General features: G+C 72.3%; 17 protein-coding genes and 3 pseudogenes. 8 read left to right on the top strand and 12 right to left on the bottom strand.

Annotation, left to right across the window (positions count from 1 at the left end):
* Nucleotides 1–162 precede the first annotated feature (162 nt).
* Together J7E88_RS02855 and J7E88_RS02850 are read right to left on the bottom strand one after the other, a co-directional pair.
* Complete coding sequence (locus J7E88_RS02855) at nt 163–1,158, bottom strand: sugar ABC transporter substrate-binding protein (protein ID WP_215176824.1); 996 nt, start codon at nt 1,156–1,158, stop codon at nt 163–165.
* A gap of 121 nt (nt 1,159–1,279) precedes the next feature.
* Nucleotides 1,280–2,053: a GntR family transcriptional regulator gene (locus J7E88_RS02850; RefSeq protein WP_215176822.1), complete on the bottom strand. Its 774-nt coding sequence runs from the start codon at nt 2,051–2,053 to the stop codon at nt 1,280–1,282.
* A gap of 101 nt (nt 2,054–2,154) precedes the next feature.
* On the opposite strand from J7E88_RS02850, the gene J7E88_RS02845 reads away from it, so the two are divergent.
* A complete protein-coding gene (locus J7E88_RS02845; RefSeq protein WP_215176820.1) occupies nt 2,155–3,159 on the top strand; it encodes a Gfo/Idh/MocA family oxidoreductase in 1,005 nt (334 codons plus the stop codon).
* A 156-nt stretch (nt 3,160–3,315) separates the two neighbouring features.
* Here J7E88_RS02845 and J7E88_RS02840 read toward each other — a convergent pair.
* The 4 genes and pseudogenes from J7E88_RS02840 to J7E88_RS02825 form a co-directional block, all read right to left on the bottom strand.
* Nucleotides 3,316–4,511, bottom strand: a pseudogene (locus J7E88_RS02840) (cytochrome P450).
* A 52-nt stretch (nt 4,512–4,563) separates the two neighbouring features.
* A complete protein-coding gene (locus tag J7E88_RS02835; protein ID WP_215176818.1) occupies nt 4,564–5,742 on the bottom strand; it encodes a cytochrome P450 in 1,179 nt (392 codons plus the stop codon).
* 9 nt (nt 5,743–5,751) lie between these two features.
* Nucleotides 5,752–6,435: a response regulator transcription factor gene (locus J7E88_RS02830; protein ID WP_215176817.1), complete on the bottom strand. Its 684-nt coding sequence runs from the start codon at nt 6,433–6,435 to the stop codon at nt 5,752–5,754.
* Nucleotides 6,432–7,480 (bottom strand): annotated as a pseudogene (locus J7E88_RS02825) (sensor histidine kinase). Before J7E88_RS02825 ends, J7E88_RS02830 begins: the two are co-directional and overlap by 4 nt.
* 156 nt (nt 7,481–7,636) lie before the next feature.
* On the opposite strand from J7E88_RS02825, the gene J7E88_RS02820 reads away from it, so the two are divergent.
* Both J7E88_RS02820 and J7E88_RS02815 read left to right on the top strand, forming a co-directional pair.
* A complete protein-coding gene (locus J7E88_RS02820; protein WP_215176816.1) occupies nt 7,637–7,846 on the top strand; it encodes a hypothetical protein in 210 nt (69 codons plus the stop codon).
* A gap of 183 nt (nt 7,847–8,029) precedes the next feature.
* Nucleotides 8,030–8,473: a nuclear transport factor 2 family protein gene (locus J7E88_RS02815; protein ID WP_215176815.1), complete on the top strand. Its 444-nt coding sequence runs from the start codon at nt 8,030–8,032 to the stop codon at nt 8,471–8,473.
* Between the two features lie 147 nt (nt 8,474–8,620).
* On the opposite strand, the gene J7E88_RS02810 is transcribed toward J7E88_RS02815, so the two are convergent.
* Both J7E88_RS02810 and J7E88_RS02805 read right to left on the bottom strand, forming a co-directional pair.
* A complete protein-coding gene (locus J7E88_RS02810; RefSeq protein WP_215176814.1) occupies nt 8,621–9,538 on the bottom strand; it encodes a DMT family transporter in 918 nt (305 codons plus the stop codon).
* 195 nt (nt 9,539–9,733) lie between these two features.
* Nucleotides 9,734–10,345 (bottom strand): dihydrofolate reductase family protein, encoded by a 612-nt coding sequence (locus tag J7E88_RS02805; protein ID WP_215176813.1) that lies wholly within the window; start codon nt 10,343–10,345, stop codon nt 9,734–9,736.
* Between the two features lie 190 nt (nt 10,346–10,535).
* Here J7E88_RS02805 and J7E88_RS37280 point away from each other — a divergent pair.
* From J7E88_RS37280 to J7E88_RS35470, 3 genes and pseudogenes are all read left to right on the top strand, one after another.
* Nucleotides 10,536–10,661: pseudogene (locus J7E88_RS37280) on the top strand (SDR family NAD(P)-dependent oxidoreductase); the annotation flags it as partial.
* Between the two features lie 133 nt (nt 10,662–10,794).
* A complete protein-coding gene (locus J7E88_RS36940) occupies nt 10,795–11,040 on the top strand; it encodes a hypothetical protein (RefSeq protein WP_308307284.1) in 246 nt (81 codons plus the stop codon).
* Complete coding sequence (locus tag J7E88_RS35470; protein WP_251022092.1) at nt 11,037–11,297, top strand: SDR family oxidoreductase; 261 nt, start codon at nt 11,037–11,039, stop codon at nt 11,295–11,297. The genes J7E88_RS36940 and J7E88_RS35470 overlap by 4 nt, the downstream gene beginning before the upstream one ends.
* A gap of 97 nt (nt 11,298–11,394) precedes the next feature.
* On the opposite strand, the gene alc is transcribed toward J7E88_RS35470, so the two are convergent.
* On the bottom strand, nt 11,395–12,513 hold the full coding sequence (alc, locus tag J7E88_RS02795; protein ID WP_215176812.1) for an allantoicase: 1,119 nt from the start codon (nt 12,511–12,513) through the stop codon (nt 11,395–11,397).
* Between the two features lie 4 nt (nt 12,514–12,517).
* Nucleotides 12,518–13,852 carry an allantoinase AllB gene (gene allB / locus J7E88_RS02790; RefSeq protein WP_374196222.1) on the bottom strand — a complete coding sequence of 445 codons (1,335 nt, stop codon included), beginning with the start codon at nt 13,850–13,852 and terminating at the stop codon, nt 12,518–12,520.
* Nucleotides 13,853–14,238: 386 nt separating this feature from the next.
* Between allB and J7E88_RS02785 the strand changes: the two genes are divergently transcribed.
* The gene (locus tag J7E88_RS02785) at nt 14,239–15,039 is read left to right on the top strand and encodes an IclR family transcriptional regulator (protein WP_215176811.1); all 801 of its coding nucleotides are present in this window, start codon (nt 14,239–14,241) and stop codon (nt 15,037–15,039) included.
* Nucleotides 15,040–15,654: 615 nt separating this feature from the next.
* Here the strand turns inward: J7E88_RS02785 and J7E88_RS02780 are convergent.
* Both J7E88_RS02780 and J7E88_RS02775 read right to left on the bottom strand, forming a co-directional pair.
* Nucleotides 15,655–15,978 carry a DUF5955 family protein gene (locus J7E88_RS02780; protein ID WP_215176809.1) on the bottom strand — a complete coding sequence of 108 codons (324 nt, stop codon included), beginning with the start codon at nt 15,976–15,978 and terminating at the stop codon, nt 15,655–15,657.
* Between the two features lie 120 nt (nt 15,979–16,098).
* The gene (locus J7E88_RS02775) at nt 16,099–18,003 is read right to left on the bottom strand and encodes a serine/threonine-protein kinase (protein ID WP_215176807.1); all 1,905 of its coding nucleotides are present in this window, start codon (nt 18,001–18,003) and stop codon (nt 16,099–16,101) included.
* Nucleotides 18,004–18,172: 169 nt separating this feature from the next.
* Here J7E88_RS02775 and J7E88_RS02770 point away from each other — a divergent pair, with 169 nt between their 5' ends.
* The gene (locus tag J7E88_RS02770; protein WP_215176804.1) at nt 18,173–18,808 is read left to right on the top strand and encodes an NTP transferase domain-containing protein; all 636 of its coding nucleotides are present in this window, start codon (nt 18,173–18,175) and stop codon (nt 18,806–18,808) included.
* Nucleotides 18,809–18,983: the final 175 nt, after the last annotated feature.

The following is an 18,983-nucleotide window of genomic DNA, read 5'->3' as shown; positions in this document are numbered from 1 at the left end:
CGGGTGCCCCGGCGACGAGGACAAGGCGCGCCGCGCAGGGCGGCGGGGCAAGGTCGGGGCACGCCGCACAGGGCGGCGGAGTCCGCATCGGGTGCGCCGCGGGTACCCCGGCGACGAGGACGGGGGACGCCGCGGGTGCCGATGCGACGAGGACGGGGTGCGTCATCGGGTGCCGTCTGCGGTGAGCTTCTCCAGCGCCGGGACGTCCTTCTCGGTGACGAGCGCGGGACCGGTCAGGACGGGCTTGCCGCCGCCGATGACATTCCGGTTGACCTTGTTGAGCCACAGCTCGTCGACGGCGAGGTAGCCCTGGAGGTAGGGCTGCTGGTCCACGGCGAACGCGATGTCCTTGGCCTTGAGGCTCTTGACCACGTCGGCGTTGAGGTCGAACGTGTTGATCTCCGCCTCCGACCCCGCGCCGTCCTTGGCCTTCACGGAGGCGGCCGCGAAGGGCGCCCCGAGGGTGACGACGGCGTCGATGTCCTTGGCGCTCTGCAGTTTCGCCTCGATGGACGAGGTGGTGGCGGGCATGTTGGTGCCTTCGACGTTCAGGTTCTCCACCGTGCCCCGGAAGGTCTTCTTCACCCCGGCGCAGCGCGCTTCGAGCGAGACGTTGCCCTGTTCGTGGATCACGCAGAGCGCCTTCTTGCGTCCACGCTCGTTCAGCTCCTCGCCGACGGCCTCGCCGGCGACCGATTCGTCCTGGCCGATGTGGCTGAGTGCCCCGAGGCCCTTCGAGAACTCCGCGCCCGAGTTGATGGTGACGACGGGGATGCCCGCGGCGACGGCCTTCTTGACGACGTCGCTCATGGCCTCGGGCTTGGCGAGGGTGACGATGATGCCGTCGACCTTCTGGTCGATGTACGTCTGGACCAGCTGGGCCTGCTCCTTGCCCTCGGGGTTCGACGCGTAGAGGAACTGCACGTTGTCCTTGCGGGCGGCGACCTTCGCACCGCTTTGGACGATGTCCCAGAAGGTGTCGCCCTGGCCCGAGTGGGTCACCATGGCGATCTTCATCCTGGGCGTCTTCGCGGCCTCGCCGCCGCCTTCGGCGGCGGGCTTCTCGTTGCCTTCCTTGCCGCCGGAACTGCTGCATCCGGCGAGGACGGCCAGGGCGCTCGCGGCGAGCAGGGCTGTTGCCGTGCGGGTTGTGCGCATGTGGGTCCGCCTCCTTACCCCGCCGCCGGGTTGCGGCTGGGTGAGTTTCTACGGCGGCCCCGCGGGCCAGTCAAGACTTTGTCCGAACATTCTTACGCGACGGTGGCCCACCGGGCAGTGCCTAGGAACGGACCAGGAGCTGGAATTCGAAGGCGTAACGCGAGGCCCGGTAGATGTGCGAGCCGAACTCAACCGCGCGGCCCGTGTCGTCGAAGGTGGTGCGCTCCATCGTGAGCAGCGGGGCCCCCGCCTCCTCGCCCAGCAGTTCGGCCTCCGCCGCGTCGGCCGCGCGGGCTCCGACGGACTGGCGGGCGCTGTGCAGGGTGATCCCGGCCGCGCGCATGATCCGGTACAGCCCGGTCGACTCCAGCGCGGCGGTGTCGCAGTCGAGCAGCCCGGCGGGGAGGTGGTTGCGCAGCCGGGCCATCGGCTCCCCGTGGGCGTAGCGCAGCCGCTCGACGACCCGGACCTCGCTGCCCTCGGCGACGCCGAGCGCGGCGGCGACCTCGGCGCTCGCGGGCTCCACGGCGTTGTTCAGCACGACCGTGGCGGGCCGCTGCCCGGCCGCCTCCAGGTCGTCGTAGAGGCTGCTGAGCTCCAGCGGGCGCTTGACCTGGCTGTGCACGACCTGGGTGCCCACGCCACGCCGGCGCACCAGCAGTCCCTTGTCGACCAGGGACTGGATGGCCTGGCGGACAGTGGGCCGGGACAGGCCGAGCCGGCCGGCGAGCTCGATCTCGTTGCCGAGGAGAGTGCCAGGGGTGAGCGCCCCCCTCTCGATGGCCGCTTCCAGCTGCTGGGAGAGCTGGAAGTAGAGCGGGACCGGGCTGGTGCGGTCGACGCTCAACTGGAGCGAGAGGGCCGGTTCCGTCTCGTGACTGGGCTGCTTGGGCACGTGGGGGAGCGTAGTCGCACGCCAAGTTGACGGGAAGTCGTGAGGTTCGGTTGTCAGGACAAAGTCTTGACAGGCGGCGGCACCGCCTCCACCTTTGGGCCATGCGCATCGGATTGATCGGCACGGGACGTATCGGCAGCTTTCACGCGGGGGTACTGAGCCGCCATCGCGAGGTCGGCTCACTGGTCGTGGCGGACACGGACGCGGCGCGCGCCGTGCGCACGGCGGACCGCTGCGGCGCCACGGCCGCACCCAGTGCCGACGAGGTCTTCGCCTGGGGCGTGGACGCGGTGGTGATCGCCTCGGCGACCGCCGCGCATGCCGATCTGATCGCCCGCGCGGCGCGTGCGGGGCTGCCGGCATTCTGCGAGAAACCGATCGCCCTGGATCTGCCGGGGACGCTCGCGGCGCTGCGCGAGGTGGAACGGGCGGGCACGGAGCTGCAGCTCGGCTTCATGCGCCGCTTCGACGCGGGCTACACGGCGGCCCGCGAGCTGGTGCGCTCGGGCCGGCTGGGCCGCCTGCACACCGTACGGGCGATCACGTCCGACCCGGCGCCGCCGCCCGCGGAGTACCTGCCGCTGTCCGGCGGGCTGTACCGGGACTGCCTGGTCCACGACTTCGACATCCTGCGCTGGGTGACCGGACGCGAGATCGTCGAGGTGTACGCCACCGGGGCTGACGCGGGCCCGGCGATGTTCCGCGAGGCGGGCGACGTGGACACCGCGGCGGCGCTGCTCACGCTGGACGACGGGACGCTGGCAACGGCGACCGCGACGCGGTGCAACGGCGCGGGCTACGACGTGCGGATGGAGCTGGCCGGGGAGCTCGACCAGGTCGCGGTCGGGCTGGACGACCGTACGCCGATCAGCTCCACGGAACCGAAGGGCCTGCCGCCGGTGGACAACCCCTGGCCGGGCTTCCTGGAGCGTTTCGCCCCCGCGTACGAGGCGGAGCTGGACGCGTTCATCCGCCTCGTGGCGGGCGAAGGGGAGAACGCGTGCGACGGCCACGAGGCGCTGACGGCGCTGCGGGTCGCCGAGGCCTGCGAGCTCTCGCGCCGCGAACACCGCCCGGTCCGCCTGGAGGAGATCCCGTCGGGCTGAACCCCTGAACCGGGACTGCGCCCCAGGCCCCGTTACCCGCGCTTCGCGCGGTGTCATCGAACTCCCCCTGGGCTTCGCCCCGGGGGACCCCCGGACGGGCTGAGAAACAGCCCCGCCGGCGACTGAGGCGCGGGGGCCCGGGGCAGCGCCCCCGGGTCACCAGCGGACCGGGAGGGATTCCGGGCCGCGGATCAGCATGCCCGTGCGCCACGTGAGCGCGGCCGTGTGCGCGTCCAGCGTGAGGTCCGGGCAGCGCTCCAGCAGCGAGCGGATGGCGACACGCGCCTCCAGACGCGCCAGCGGCGCGCCCAGGCAGTAATGGATGCCGTGGCCGAAGGCCAGATGGCCCCGGCTGTCGCGGCGGATGTCGAAGCGGTCCGGCTCCGGATAGCGGGCCGGGTCGCGGTCGGCGTCCGCGAGGGCGACCAGGACCAGCTGTCCGCCGCCGGGGACGACCGTGCCGCCGATCTCGTAGGGCTCGACGGTGAAGCGGTACGTCGGGGTCTCCACCGGCCCGTCGTACCGCAGCATCTCCTCCACGGCCCCGTCCATCAGCGAGAAGTCGCCCCGCAGCGCGTCGAGTTGGTCGGGGTGGGTGAGCAGCGCGAGGACGCCGTTGGAGATCAGGTTGACCGTCGTCTCGTGGCCGGCGATCAGCAGCAGCCACGCCATGCCCATCAGCTCGTCGCCGCCGAGCCGGTCCTCATCGTCTCCGTCGGCCCGGTGGATGAGCGCGCTCATGAGGTCGTCGCCGGGCTTGTCGCGCTTCTCGGCGAGCAGCCCGGCCAGATACCGCGTCAGTTCCCCGCCGCCGCCTCCCGCTCGGCCCGGCCGGTGGAGGCCAGGGCGGTGTTGGACCAGCGCCGGAAGGCGTCCTGGTCGAGGAAGGGCACGCCCAGCAGTTCGCAGATGACGGCGATGGGCAGCGGGAAGGAGAACGCGTCGACGAGGTCGGCACGGCCCGTGGGCCCCATGCGGTCCAGCAGTTCGTCGGTGATCCGCTGGACGCGCGGGGCCAGTTGGTCCACGCGCCGCATGGTGAACTCGCGTGCCACGAGCTTGCGCAGCCGCGTGTGCCGGGGGGCGTCGGCGCTGAGCATGGTGATGCCGGCCGACAGCTGCGAGACGCCGAGATCGGGGGCGGCATTGCGCCACTCCTTGGACAGGGCGTTGTCGGCGAGAACGGCGCGCCCGGCCTCGTAACCGACGACGAGCCATGCCTCGTGGCCCTCGGGCAGCCGGACCCGGTGGACGGCGCCCCGCTCGCGTAACGCGGCGTAGACGGGATAGGGGTCGCGGGTGAAGTCGGCGCCGAGCGCAGCGAGATCAACGATGGCGGCTTCGGTGGTCACGGCGTTCCTCTCACATCGTCAGGTGGTGTGCGGGGCCGTCCGTCACACCGGACTACCAGCGCACCGGCAGGTGGCGGACGCCGCGCATCAGGAGGCCGGGGAGCCACTCGTAGGCGGAGGCGGGCTCGTCGAGGGCGAGCTCCGGGCAGCGCTCCAGCAGGGAGCGGATGGCGACACGGGCCTCCAGCCGGGCCAGCGGCGCGCCCAGGCAGAAGTGGATGCCGTGGCCGAAGGCCAGGTGGCCCCGGGTGTCGCGGCGGATGTCGAAGCGGTCCGGCTCGGGATAGCGGGCCGGGTCCCGGTCGCCGGCGGCGAGACCCACGAGGACCGTCTCACCGGGCGGGATGACGATGTCGCCGTACGGGACGTGGGCGACGCTGAAGCGCAGGGTCGCGTTCTCCACCGGGCCGTCGTAGCGCAGCATCTCCTCCACGGCCCCGTCCAGGAGCGAGAAGTCGGCGCGCAGGGCTGCGAGTTGATCGGGATGGGTGAGCAGGGCGCGCATGCCGTTGGAGATCAGGTTGACCGTCGTCTCATGGCCCGCGATGAGCAACAGATAGGCCAGGGCGCGCAGTTCGGCGGCGGAAAGGCGGTCGTCGTCCGAGGCGCGGGTGCACAGCAGGGCGGATAGCAGGTCGTCGGCGGGACCGGCACAGCCCTTGTTCTCGATCAGCTCGTCCAGGTAACCGCGCAGCCGGTGGACCGCGTTCGACTCGCCTTCAGCGCTGGTGGGGGCGACGATCTCGTTGGACCACTTGCGGAAGTCGTCGCGGTCGGCGGCCGGGATGCCGAGCAGCTCGCAGATGACGATGATGGGCAGCGGGAAGGCGAGCGCGTCGACCAGGTCGCCGCGGCCCGCCGGCAGCATCGCGTCGATCAGTTCGTCGGTGATCTGCTGCATCCTCGGTCGCAGCGCCTCCACGCGCCGGCCGGTGAACTCGCGGGCAACGAGCTTGCGCAGCCGGGTGTGGTCGGGCGGGTCGAGCACCAGCAGGTTGGGGCCGATGACCTGTTCGGCGAGCATGGTCACGCCGACGGTGGCCGGCACCTTGGACAGCCGCGCGTCGGCGAGCGCCGAGCGCGCCTCCTCGTGGCCGACGATCAGCCAGAGCCGGCCGCCGTCGGCGCCCCGTACCTGATGGACGGGCCCCGCCTCGCGCAGCCGCGCGTAGTACGGATACGGGTTCGCCGTGAAGTCCGCACCGAACTCTGCGAGATCGACGATCGTCATTCGCCCAGCCTACGGCGACTTCTGCGGACCGTCCTCGTCCAGCAGCCCGGCATCATGGGCCAACAGCGCGATCTGGACACGGTTGTTGAGGCCCAGTTTGGCGAGAATGCGCGACACATGGGTCTTGACCGTCGGCACGCTCATGTACAGCGTCGACGCGATTTCGGCGTTCGAGCGGCCCTGTCCGACGGCGACCGCAACCTCCCGTTCGCGCTCGGCGAGCGACTCCAGCCGCCGTGCGGCCGCCTGCCGTCGTGTGCCGGCGCCGCCGCCGTCCGCCACGTGCGTCATCAACTGCCGTGTGACGGCCGGGGACAGGACGGGGTCGCCCGCGGCCACCCGGCGCACGGCGGCGACGATCTCCGCGGGCGGGGTGTCCTTCAGGACGAAACCGGCCGCGCCCGCGCGCAGGGCGCGCAGCACCTGCTCATCGGCGTGGAAGGTGGTCAGGACGACGACGTCGGGTGCGTCGGGCCGGGCACGCAGGGTCTCGGTCGCGCTCAGGCCGTCCGTCACGGGCATGCGGATGTCCATCAGGACGACATCGGGCCGGTGCCGGTCGACGAGCCCGGGGACCTCCGATCCGTCCGCGCCCTCCCCGACGATCTCGATGTCGTCGGCACCGCCGAGCATGAAGGACAGCCCTGCCCGCACGAGCGGGTCGTCGTCGACGACGATCACACGGATGGTCATGAGGGCCACGGTAGCCAGGCCGCCACCCGGAAGCGTCCGTCACCCGTCGCTCCGTGCTCGAGCCGGCCGCCGGCCAGGGTGGCGCGTTCGGTGAGCCCGATGAGGCCCTGGCCCGAACCTGGCACCGGCTCGACCTCCCCGGTCGGCGGCGGGTTGACGATCTCCACGGAGAGCCCGTCGCCGGGGCCGCCGTGCACGGAGACGGTGACCTCGGGTCGGTGCCCTCGCTCTCGCCGGGTGCGCGGAGCACGCCGATGATCTCGCGCAGGTCCTGCAGCGCCTCGCGGGCGCTGTCGCGGATCACGCCCGCGGCCCTCGCGACCTCGGCCGGGGGCGCGTCGGGCCGGAACTCGAGCGCCCCCGCGTGCACGGACAGCAGGGTCAGCCGGTGGGCGAGTACATCGTGCATCTCGCGGGCGATGGCCTCACGGGCGAGGCGCTGCGCCTGCTCAGCCCGCAGCGCGGCCTCCGTCTCGGCGCGGCGGGCTCGTTCCCGCAGAGCCGTCACGAGCTGCCGGCGTGCGCGTACGAGCATTCCCCAGCCGGTCATCAGCAGGACCAGTACGGTGCCGGTGACCGTCGAGGCGAGGAACGACATCTCCGGGTCGGGCCGTACGGCGGCCTGCACGGCGCCGGACGCGATGGCGAGCACGCCGAGGACGGCGACGGGCTTGAACGCACGGTGCACGGCAAGGCTGAACAGGCTGAGCATCAGCGCGCCTCCCGCGGCCGGTGCGACGGCGGCGAGGACCACCAGGGCGGCGGCGAGACCGACCGGCGTGCGTCGCCGTGCCCACAGGACGCAGCAGGCGGCCGCGCCGAGGAGCTGATCGACGAGGACGACCGCGTCGGAATTGCCGACCTTCGCGCTCGTCATGCCGGCCAGCAGGCCTATGACCGCGGCGATGACGAAGAAAAGGGTGTCGACGCCCCAGTCGCGCACGGTGCGCCGCGGCCTGGCCCTGCCACGGCTCCGGGCCGCTTCGAGGTCGAGGGGGTCGGACATGGCCGACGGCAGCAGCCATGGGTACTCCGTGCGTGTCATGTCGAGAAAGCTACGCAGGTGACGACGTGGATGCGGCGATCCGGCGGGCAGTGGCTACCAAAGTCGCGGGGCAGCGGACTTTCGGCCGACTTTCGGCGGACCGCGGTGTCCCGAAGCCGGACGCGCACGGGTACGCGTCCACGCGAGCCTTCCGGCATGAAGAAGATTCTCGAGGTGGTCGGATTCCTTCTGTTCGTCTGGGGCGTCGCGGGGGTGCTTCACGAGCTCACCGGCTGGTTCAAGCTGTGGGGCGTCGTGGCGCGTCTGGATTTCCTCGACGGCCATGAGCTCTACGCGAGCATCGTGCTGGCCGTACTCGGCGGAACGCTGATGGTGACCTCCGACCGCGTGGGCCGCAGCGGCTGAGGCCCCGCGTGGCGATCACGCCGGGCCGTGCCCGGTCCTGCACCGAGGTGTCAGGGAGGCGCACGTCCGTCCGGCGATGCCATTACCCCCGACGTAATCGACCGCGCTCCCCTGCCGCGGCAGTGTGGTGCACGTCAACGAGATCCCCGACGGGGGTTCCGCATCAGGCCCGAGGAGCGCACCATGCCCGTCAAGTCGCCCGAGAACCTCGCGAGTTCCGTAGCCGACACCACCCGTCACGTCGTCGAGGAGTTCCTCGCCGCCCGGATGGCGGGGGACGCCGAGCGGCTCGTCGCGCTCTTCGCGGACGAGGTCGACTGGCTGCTCGCCGAGAACCCCGCCGTCCCGTGGATCCGGCCGCGCTCCACCGGAGCCGAATGCGCCGCCCAGTTCACGGAGCTGGTCGAGCACACGGTGGCCGAGGACGCCCGGGCCTGCGTCGACACGTTCCTCGTGGACGGCACCAACGCCGTCCTGATGGGGCACGTCTCGGGCACGGTGCGTGCGACGGGGAAGTCCTTCGAGGGCCCCTTCGCGCTGCGCCTCACCGTCGAGGGGGGCCGGATCACCCGGCACCACCTCTACGAGAACAGCCTGGCGATCGCCGAGGCGTGCACCGCTTCCTGAGCGCCGGCCTCCCGAGTTCCGGCCTCACTGGTACGAGGGCAGGCCCTCGGTGGAGAAGGTCCACTCGGCGATGGTGAGGTCCTCGCCGTGGCCGGAGTCCTCGCGGGTGGCGTGGCGCCGGCCTTCGGGGCACCCACCGGGGGACGATTAGCGGTCCGCCGCGCGGCGGCCCCACATCGTGCCCGTCAGGACGAGCGCCGCGCCGAGCAGGCCCGCCGCGCCCAGGCGTTCGCCGCCGATCGCGATGCCGGCCGCGGCCGCCCACAGCGGCTCGGTGCCGAGGAGGAGGCTGACGCGCGACGGCGAGGTGCGGCGTACGGCCCAGGTCTGCACGAAGAACGCGAACAGCGTGCAGAACAGGGACAGGAAGAGCAGCCCGGCCCATTCCCGCGGGCCGAATGCGACGGCAACGGACCACGGTGTCGCACCCGTTCCGGGGACGGCGACCAGGGCGGCGAACACCGCGACCGCGCCGCCCAGTTGCACGGTGGTCAGCGAAAGGGGGTCAACGCCGCTCAGGGACTTCATACGGGCCGTCGCCAGGACGTTGACGGTGCGCGCGAGAGCGGCGAGCAGCATCAGCAGATCGCCGAGGGAGGGAGTGGTGAAGCCGCCGCCCTGGGTCAGCAGCACCACTCCGGCGACGGAGACCCCGGCCGCGGCAACGAAGGAGCGGGCGGGTCGCTGCCTGGTCACGGCCGCCTCGGCGAGGGGCGTGAAGATCATGGTGAGACTGATGATGAGACCCGCGTTGGTGGCGGAGGTGTGCACGACGCCGTACGTCTCCAGCAGGAAGATCGCGCCCAGGACGAGTCCCAGCAGCCCGCCCCCACGCCACTGGGCCGCGGTCAGGGCCCGCAGCCTGCGCCGGCCCGCGACGACGAGCACCGGCACGACGAGCGCGAAGCGCAGGACCAGTACGGCGACGACGGTGTGCGTGGTGGTGATGCCCTTGGCCGCGAGGTAGCTGGCGCCCCACACCACGGCCACGAGCAGCACGGGCAGATCGGTGAGCCATGCGCGGCGCGGTGCGAGTACGGGGACGGGGACGGCGACGAACGACACCCTGGATCTCCAACGGCTGAGGCGGACAGGCGTGGGAGGCGTCGGTGGCTCGCTCACGGAGCGATCACCGTATCGGGGCCGTACGTGTGGAGGCTACATCTTTCCCGGCGCGCGGCGGGTTCGGGCTCAGCCGTTCCCGGCGGTTCTGCGTCGGACGTAGCTGTGTCAGACGTGGCCGGGTCAGACCTGGCTGAGTCAGACGTAGCTGCCGTACTCGGGGCGGCCGGCGAGTTCGTAGGTGTGGATGGCGATGCCGGAGCCGGTGGTCCTCGCGTCGACATGCCGGAAGGCGGTCGGCGTCGCGCCCTCGGGGAACAGCCGCAGGCCCTTGCCGAGGACGACGGGGAAGACCAGGAGGTGGAGTGTGTCGATCAGGTCATGTGCCATGAGGGACTGGGCCAGGTGGCCGCTGCCGTGCAGCTGGATCTCGCCGTCGGTGCGCTCCTTCAGGTCCGTGACCTCCTTGGCCACGTCTCCGCGGAGGACGGTGGTGCCGGACCAGTCGGGGCTGTCGAGTGTGGTCGACGCGACGTATTTGGGCAGGGCGTTGAGCTTCGTCGCGACCGGGTCGGCGGGGTCCTTCTGCAGAGGCCAGTAGCCGGCGAAGATCTCGTACGTGCGGCGGCCGAGCAGGAAGGCGGTGGGCCGTTCGAAGACCTCGTTGATGAACCGGCCGAAGTCCTCGTCCCCGTACGGCACGGACCAGCCACCCTGCTCGAAGCCGCCCCTGGTGTCTTCTTCGGGACCGCCGGGTGCCTGGTAGACGCCGTCGAGGGAGATGAACTGGGTGAGGCTGAGCTTGGCCATGATGCACGCCCTTCACAAGGGTTTGTCGTGGTTGCGCAGGAGCACACAGCTCTGACTCCACTCTGGCCCCGAACTCATCGCCGCGCCGCTCGCGCACGCGACCACGGCGTCCGATCACCGCCGGCATCGGGGACCTCCTCCCGCCGTCATTGAAGGCGCAACCAATGGCGAGAGGGCTGGGAAGGTCTCTATGAACGGCAAGGTGGCTCTGGTGACCGGTGGAAGCCGCGGCATAGGCGCGGCGACGGCGCTGCGGCTGGCGCGGGACGGCGCCGATGCCGCGATCACGTACACGGTGGGGAAGGAGGCGGCCGCGGAGGTCGTGAGCGGGGGGCAAGGCCATGGGCCGGCGGGCGGTGGCACTGCGCGCCGACTCGGCGGACCGGGGCAGCCGAGGCGGTGGCCCGCGCCGCGGACGCGCTCGGCGGGCTCGGCGCCTGGTGAACAGCGTGGGCGTGAGATCCCTCGCGCCGCTGGAGCAGATCACCGTCGCCGACGTGGCCAGGGTCCTCGCCACGAACGTGCGCGGCGTCTGTCTGGCCTCCCGGGCCGCCGCGGCGCGGATGGCTCGCGGCTCGCGGCTCGCGCATCATCACGATCGGGACCTGCGCGACACAGCGCGTGCCCGGGCCCGGCGGCACGCCGTACGCCATGAGCACGTCGGCGCAGATCGGGCTGACGAAGGCTCCCCCTGACCTCGCCGGGAGGTGCCCCCGGGCACGCGAGTTGGGCGAGCGCGGGCATCACGGCCGACATCGTCCACCCGGGGGCCGGCCGACACCGACATGAATCCGGCGGACGGCCGTACGCGGAGCCGCAGAAGGCGGACACCACGCTCGGCCGTTTCGGCGGCGCGGACGAGATCGCGTCCATGGCCGCGTACCTGGCGGGCGACGGGGCCGCATACGAGACGGGTGCCGGGTTCGCCGTCGACGGCGGCCACGCCGCGTAGCAGCGGTTCCTGGGCGCGGGGCGCACCGTTGCTGTCGGGCGGCGCGCCCCGCGCGGGGGCCAGGAGGGTGTCGTTCCTCCCCGCCCCACGGCGGCCGTCAGCCGCCGAGCTCCTGGTGGCGGGCGATCAGACGGGCCGTGCCCTGCTCGGTGGGGGAGCCGAACAGACGCAGCCGGGAGATGCCGCCGTCGGGGTAGATGTCGATGCGGGCGTGGGTGCCTACCGCCGGGGCGGCGAGCACGAAGCGGTGGTTGGTGTCGGGTTGCAGCCGGGTGCGCGGCAGCACCTCACGCCATTCGCCGCCCTCGCCGTCGCGCACCGACAGGGCGGCCCAGCCGGCGCTGTTGCCCTTGAGGTAGGCGGTGTCGATCTCGACGGCGCGGATCTCGGACTGCTCCACCAGCTGGTAGCGGATCCAGTCGTTGCCCTTGTCGCGGCGGCGGCGGGTCTCCCAGCCGTCGTCCATCTTGCGGGAACGGCCCGGCTGGATGGTGTTGGTGGCCGGGGAGTAGAAGCGGTCGGACGCGTCCTCGACCTGCCCGCCGTTCTCCAGCGCGACCAGGTCGAAGGTGCCGAGCGCGGCCAGCCACGCCGGGTCGGGCGCGACCTCTCCGTACACCCGCAGGCGGGCGATGCCACCGTCGGGGTGCTGGCCCACGCGCAGATACGTGAAGCGCTGCTCGGTGTCGACGGCGAAGCCGTTCGCGGCGTGGCCGCCGACGGCCGTGCGCGGCACGAGCGTCGTCCACTTCACGTCGTCGCCGAGGAGTTCCTCCGGCGAGGGGGCCCCGGCCACCGAGGTGCCCTCGACGGAGACGGCCTGCGGGTAGTTGCCGCGGAAGTGGGCGGTGTCGACGACGATGCCGCGCACGACGCCGGGCGCGCCGAGGCGTACCAGCGCCCAGTCGTGGTCCTCGTCCGTGGGGTGGGGCTGCGCGGCGGAGACGCCGCGGCGGCGGCGGGTCTCCCAGCCGTCCATGATCTTGCCCTTGTGGCCGAAGTGCTCGGGGTCGAACTCGGCGGCCTCGGGCTTGAGCAGGTTCTCGCGTTCGGCGAAGAACTCGTCGTTGGCGGCGATGACGCCCGCGCCCAGGCGGCGGTCGGCGAGGTCGGCGTACCGGGTGAAGGGGAAGTCGGCCGTGCGGTAGTCGGCGTACGGGTCGCCGCCGCCGTAGGGACTGGCGTCCCCGGTGAAGGAGGGAAGGGAAGAGGACACGGTTTCAGTTGTTCCTTTCGAGCAGTCGGCCCGTCGGCTCGGCCAGGTTGCCGTTTTCCACGATCCGCTCGCCGCGCAGCCACGTCGACCGGACGACGCCGTGCAGCGTCTTGCCCGCGTAGGCGGTGACCTGGTTGCGGTGGTGCAGTTCGGCGGGGTCGACGGTGAAGGTCTCGTCGGGGGCGAGGACCGCGAAGTCGGCGTCGCGGCCGGCCTCGATGGCGCCCTTGTCGCCGAGGCCCGCCAGCTTCGCCGGGGCGAAGGACATCCAGCGGACGACGTCGTCGAGGGTGTGGCCGCGCCTGCGGGCCTCGGTCCAGATGGCGGGCAGACCCAGCTGGAGCGAGGAGATGCCGCCCCAGGCGGATGCGAAGTCGGGGGACTTGAGGTCGGTGGTGCACGGGGAGTGGTCGGAGACGATGCAGTCGATGGTGCCGTCGGCGAGGCCCTGCCAGAGCAGGTCCTGGTTGGCGGCCTCCCTGATCGGCGGGCAGCACTTGAACTCGGTGGCGCCGTCGGGGACTTCTTCCGCGGTCAGGGTGAGGAAGTGGGGGCAGGACTCGACGGAGACCGCCACTCCTCTGCGCTTGGCGGCGGCGATGAGCGGCAGGGCGTCGCTGGAGGAGAGGTGCAGTACGTGCACTCGGGCGTTCAGCCGCTCGGCGTGGGCGATCAGGCCCTCGATGGCGGCGTTCTCGGCGTCGCGCGGCCGGGAGGCCAGGAAGTCGGCGTACTTGGGGCCGCTGCGCTGCGGGGCCGAGGCCAGGTGGTGCGGGTCCTCGGCGTGCACGATGAGCAGGCCGCCGAAGCCGGCGATCTCGGCCAGGGTGCGGGCGAGCTGCTCCTGGTCGAGCTCGGGGAACTCCTCGACGCCCGATGGCGACAGGAAGCACTTGAAGCCGAAGACCCCGGCGTCGTGCAGCGGCCGCAGGTCCTTGAGGTTGGACCCGATCGCGCCGCCCCAGAATCCGGTGTCGACGTGGGCCTTGGGCCGGGCGACGTCCTGCTTGGTGCGCAGGTTCTCGACGGTGGTGGTCGGCGGGAGCGAGTTGAGCGGCATGTCGAGCAGGGTCGTGATGCCGCCGGCCGCGGCGGCGCGGGTGGCGGTCCAGAAGCCCTCCCACGCCGTGCGCCCGGGGTCGTTCACATGCACATGGGTGTCGACGAGGCCGGGGAGCAGGACGTCGTCGCCGAAGTCCTCCAGCCGGGCGCCCGCGGGCACCTCGGCGTCGTACGGCCCCACCGCGGCGATCTTCCCGCCGGCGACGGCGACGGTCGCGGCGCGCGTCCCCTCCGGGGTGACGACGCGCGTCGAGCGCAGCACCAGATTCACGTCCACGGTCCCGTCCACGGCCACGTCCACACCCTCGTCCACGCCGGACACCAGCTCCCCTCACACTCCTGAACGCCGGCCAACGCCGATCTGCTTCGGCCAGCCAGAAATTCAACGAACTGTTGAAGGAGTCTTCACTTCCGGCCGTTGCCCGTCAAGACCCGCCCCGCCCACGGTGATCCACTTGGACGTTTCCATAAAGTGGAAGTATTATTCCACTGCGATGTGGGGTGCTTCACCCAACGGTGCGGCCACCGGCCTGCCCGCAAAGCCGGCGGACACCTGGACAAACGGGCCCTGACCGGCAAAGAAGCCCCCATGGGAGCGACGGGCCCCGCATATAAGCCCGGTAGGCTGCTGCCTCGCCCTGCCTGCCCGAAAGGACCGCCGACGTGCCGACGTCCAGCGCCAGCGCCACCGACGCAGCAAAGCCCGCCGCCAGCGGCGGCGTGCAGTCCCTGGAGCGCGCCTTCGACCTGCTCGAACGAATGGCCGATGCCGGTGGCGAAGTCGGGCTGAGCGAACTGTCCGCGAGCAGCGGTCTCCCCCTGCCGACCATCCACCGCCTGATGCGCACGCTGGTGGCCTGCGGCTACGTACGCCAGCAGTCCAACCGCCGGTACGCACTCGGCCCCCGGCTGATCCGCCTCGGCGAGTCCGCGTCCCGGCTGCTGGGCACCTGGGCGCGCCCCTACCTCGCCCGCCTCGTCGAGGAGACCGGCGAGACGGCGAACATGGCGCTCCTGGACGGCGACGAGATCGTGTACGTGGCCCAGGTGCCCTCCAAGCACTCGATGCGCATGTTCACCGAGGTCGGCCGGCGCGTACTGCCGCACTCGACGGGCGTGGGCAAGGCACTGCTGGCGCACACCCCCGCGGACGAGGTGCGGGCGCTGCTGTCCCGCACGGGCATGCCCGCCGCGACGGAGAAAACGATCACGACGCCGGAGGGGTTCCTCGCCGCGCTGGAACAGGTCCGGCGCGCGGGCTACGCGGTCGACGACAGTGAGCAGGAGATCGGCGTGCGCTGCCTCGCGGTGTCCGTGCCCGACTCCCCCACCGCGGCGGCGATCTCGATCTCGGGCCCGGCGGGCCGGGTCACGGAGAAGGCCACGGAGAAGATCGTCCCGATCCTCCAGGAGGTCGCGCACGACCTGTCGGCGGCCCTGGCCAGCACGTCCCCGCAGAGCTGAAGCCCCCGGGGGGCCGGGGCCGGGTGTGCCCCGACGCCGCGGGGGCTGCGTGCGCACGGACACCGGCGGGACCGTGTCTCCGACATTGCCCGGAGGCGCGTTTTCCCGGCACCGCGGGGGCCACGTGTGCCCGGACACCTGGCCGTGTCCGCCCCGACACCGCCGGGACCGGCCCCGCCCTGACGCCGCGGGGGCTGCGTGCGCACGGACACCGGCGGGACCGTGTGTTCACCGACCGCCAAAGCCGCGCGTGCCCCGACACCCGGCCGCGTCCGCCCCCGCGCCGCGAGGCCGCGTGCGCACGAACACCGGCGGGACGGTGTCTGCACCGACCGCCAAAGCCGCGCGTGCCCCGACACCGCCCCCGGAACCGCAGGGACCGTGCCCGCCCTGACGCCGCAGGGGCCGCGTGTTGCCCCCACACCACCGCGGCTGGGTGTCCCCGACACCACCGCGGCTGGGTGTCCCCGACACCACCGCCGGGGCTCCGCCCCGGACCCCGCGCCTCAAAGCTCCCCTACTGCCTGGCGGCCGTAGCTGGGGCCCCCAGCGAGGCTGAGTTGCCGCCGGGCGGCGCGACGGCATCCGCGCGGGGCCACCGAGGCCGTAGGGGCGTCAGACGTGCCGCTGGGGCGGGACGTCGCTGAACATGTCCACCGCCTTGCGCACCTGCATCAGCGCGGGCGTCAGCGCGCTCACGGATCCGAGCGCGCCCGCGATGAGCAGCAGCGAACGGCGCATACGGGGAATCTCGGGATCGCCCGCGGCGATCATCGCGGCCAGTACGGCCAGTTCGTCCTCGGCGATCGCCCGGTCACCGAACTCCGCACGGTACCCGGCCAGTTCACGGCGGAGCTGCGCGACCGCAGCACGTAGCTCCGCCGCCCTCGGGTCGCCGCCGCTCCCTGTCACCCGCGTCTGCCCCACGCTTCGCAACAAAGCCCAGCCCCTCGCACGTCCTCGTGCCCGCGCCTGCGTTCCGCCGGACGGCCGAACGCCCGCGGGGTGCGGGCCAGTTAACGCCATCCGGCCCGCGACGCGCCACAGTGAGGACGGAATTCAGGACGAAGGGGCAGGGTCGATCGCGTTGCGCCAGACCGTGACATCGAGGGTGATGTACTGACTGGGGTCGGAGTCCGGCGATTTCCCCTGGTAGGTGGCCACCCCGACATGGCCGGAGTCCGTCAGCACACAGATCCTCGCGCCCTTCGACAGGACGTCCAGCTCGATCGTACTGGTGTACCGGGTCTCACTCTTGCAGGTGGCGAGGTCGGCCGTCTGCTCGCTGCGCAGGAGGATGAGCCGACCGCTCGGGGACTCGATCTGACCGATCCCCCACTCGTACTCGATGTCCCCCTCCGAGTCGTCATTGACGGGCAGGAGGGGTTCGTCGTCGAGCTTGAGGTGGTAGTTGTCGACGACGTCGAGTCCGGTGTACGTCTTGGGTGTCGGGTCCGGCACCGACTCGTCGGGCGGCGTGTCGACCTCGTCGCCGCCGTTGCCGTCGCCGGAAGGGGTGCCGTCCGCGCCCGGGGTGGTGTCCTGCTTCTGCGAACCCTGCTTGTCCTGGCTCTGGTTGGTCTTGTCCTCGTCCTTGCCCGAAAGGGCGTAGTAGGCGCCGCCGCCCGCGGCGCCGCCGATAACCAGGGTCGCCAGCACCGCGATGGCGAGGTTACGGGCCGTCTTCTTCTTCGGCGCGGCGGGTGCCTGGGGGCCGGTGACGGTGACGGTGGGGTACGGCGCGGGCGCGCCGGGCTGCGGGTGCGCGGCCGCCTGCGGGTAGCCGTAGCCGGGCGGCCCCGCCTGTGGATAGCCGTACGTCTGCGGCTGCGCAACGTACGGCTGGGGCTGCCCGTGCGTCTGCGGCTGCCCGTGCGACTGTGCCGCCGGCTGGGTGGGCGCATGGGGCTGGGGGGCCGTCTGCGGGGCCGGGCCGAATCCGGGCGGCGGCGTCGCCGGCGCGGCGTGCGCGGTCGGCGCATGGGTCGGCGCCGCCGCAGGCTGCGCAGGAGCGACCGGCGCCTGCCCGGCCGGCGGGGTGGCCGCTGGCGCGGGCGCGGCGACGCGGGTGGTGATCTCGGCGGCCACCACGCTCGGCAGCCACTCGTCGGGGCGGCGCAGCACCGTCTCGCCGTTGGCCGCCTGGCAGATGGCCAGGATGTCGGCGACGGAGGGACGGCCGTCGGGCTCCTTGACCATGCAGCGGGTGACCAGTTCGCGCAGCCGGTCCGGCAGTTCGGTGAGGTCGGGCTCCTCGTGGACGATCCGGTAGAGCACGCCGTGCGAGGTGCCCTCGCCGAAGGCCGCCTTGCCGGTGGCCGCGTATGCCGCGATCTGACCGAGGGCGAAGATGTCGGTGGCGGGCGTGACATGGCTGCCCGCGGCCTGCTCGGGGGCCATGAAGGAGGGCGTGCCGATGGTGACGCCGCTGCTGGTCAGCGACGTGGCGTCGGCGGCACGGGCGATGCCGAAGTCGATGACGCGGGGGCCGTCGGCGGCGAGCAGGACGTTGGCCGGCTTGAGGTCCCGGTGGACGATGCCCGCGCCGTGGATGATCTGCAGCGCCTCGGCGATACCGGCGACCAGCAGCAGTACGGTCTCCACCGGCAGTCTGCCGTGCTGGGCGACGGCGTCGGCCAGGGAGGGACCGGGCACGTAGGCGGTGGCGAGCCAGGGCTGTTCGGCATCCGCGTCGGCGTCGATCACGGGCGCGGTGAACAGGCCCTGCACACGCTGCGCGGCCTGCACCTCCTGGGCGAACCGGCGGCGGAACTCGGCATCCTGGCCGAAGTCGGGCCGGATCACCTTGATGGCGACGGGCCGGCCGCCAGGGGTGTACGAGAGATAGACCTTGCCCATCCCGCCGGCTCCGAGCCGAGCTGCGATCTTGTATCCGGCGACGGTCCTCGGATCGTCCTCACCCAGCGGCTGGAACACAGTTCCCTGGTGCGCGCGCCCACTCATCGACTCTCGATCCCCCATGGCGAACCTCAGTATTGGAGGTGAACCTTATCCAAGGTCACCCCGTGCTCTCCACGTCGGACGGCCCGGGCGGCCCGCGCGGTTGCAGCGCGCGCGACATGCCCGGACGGGCCGGCGTCCCACCGTGCCCTCAACGGGCGAAGGAGTCCTCATGTCATACCCCCGCCCGCGCCCCGTCTCTCACGAGCCAAACGCCCACGAGCCCGTTGTCGCGGGCCTGTTGCTCGCAGCGGGCGGCGGACGGCGGCTCGGCGGCCGGCCCAAGGCGCTGCTGACGCACCGCGGCCGGCCGCTGGTCGAACACGCCGTGCGGGCGCTGCGTGAGGGCGGTTGCGGCCCGGTGCATGTGGTGCTGGGCGCGTCGGCCGATGCCGTACGCGAGGAGGCGGACCTGACGGGGTGCCACGTGGCCGAGAACCCGGCGTGGGCGAGCGGGATGGGCTCGTCGCTGCGGGTGGGGCTGGGCTCGCTGCCCGCCGAGGGCGTGGACGCGGTGCTGGTCCTGCTGGTGGACCAGCCCGGCATCGGCGCACCGGCGGTCGCGAGGGTGCGGGCCGCGGGCCGGTCGCGTACGGCACTCGCGGCGGCGGCGTACGGGGGGCGGCGGGGGCACCCGCTCGTGTTCGGCGCGGACCGCTGGGCGGACATCGCGGCGAGCGCGGCGGGGGACCGCGGGGCGCGGGCGTACGTGACGGCGCACGAGGGCGAGCTGACGCTCGTGGAGTGCGGGGACGTGGCGCAGGACTACGACATCGACACGCCCGGGGATCTGCGCCACCTTGAGTGAACGGCGTGGCACTGAGCGACACGTTGTGTCGACCCGGAGAATCTCGATATCAACAAACCATTGAACTTCCACTATGCGATAACTACTATCCACTGATCAGAAGCGCCTGACCCACCGAAGGCGCCCCTCGGCCGTACCCGGGAGCCGTGGCACTCAGTGCCGCGTGCCGCGCCCC

Source organism: Streptomyces sp. ISL-10, assembly GCF_018614575.1.
Taxonomy (GTDB): domain Bacteria; phylum Actinomycetota; class Actinomycetes; order Streptomycetales; family Streptomycetaceae; genus Streptomyces.
Note: the sequence above shows the minus strand (reverse complement) of the source record. Positions and strands in the feature narration are given on the sequence as shown.

Coding starts and splice junctions, on each gene's coding strand:
- J7E88_RS02855 (WP_215176824.1), bottom strand. CDS start 1,158: ATGCGCACAACCCGCACGGCAACAGCCCTGCTCGCCGCGAGCGCCCTG.
- J7E88_RS02845 (WP_215176820.1), top strand. CDS start 2,155: ATGCGCATCGGATTGATCGGCACGGGACGTATCGGCAGCTTTCACGCG.
- J7E88_RS02835 (WP_215176818.1), bottom strand. CDS start 5,742: ATGACGATCGTCGATCTCGCAGAGTTCGGTGCGGACTTCACGGCGAAC.
- J7E88_RS02830 (WP_215176817.1), bottom strand. CDS start 6,435: ATGACCATCCGTGTGATCGTCGTCGACGACGACCCGCTCGTGCGGGCA.
- J7E88_RS02820 (WP_215176816.1), top strand. CDS start 7,637: ATGAAGAAGATTCTCGAGGTGGTCGGATTCCTTCTGTTCGTCTGGGGC.
- J7E88_RS02815 (WP_215176815.1), top strand. CDS start 8,030: ATGCCCGTCAAGTCGCCCGAGAACCTCGCGAGTTCCGTAGCCGACACC.
- J7E88_RS02805 (WP_215176813.1), bottom strand. CDS start 10,345: ATGGCCAAGCTCAGCCTCACCCAGTTCATCTCCCTCGACGGCGTCTAC.
- J7E88_RS02775 (WP_215176807.1), bottom strand. CDS start 18,003: ATGAGTGGGCGCGCGCACCAGGGAACTGTGTTCCAGCCGCTGGGTGAG.
- J7E88_RS02770 (WP_215176804.1), top strand. CDS start 18,173: ATGTCATACCCCCGCCCGCGCCCCGTCTCTCACGAGCCAAACGCCCAC.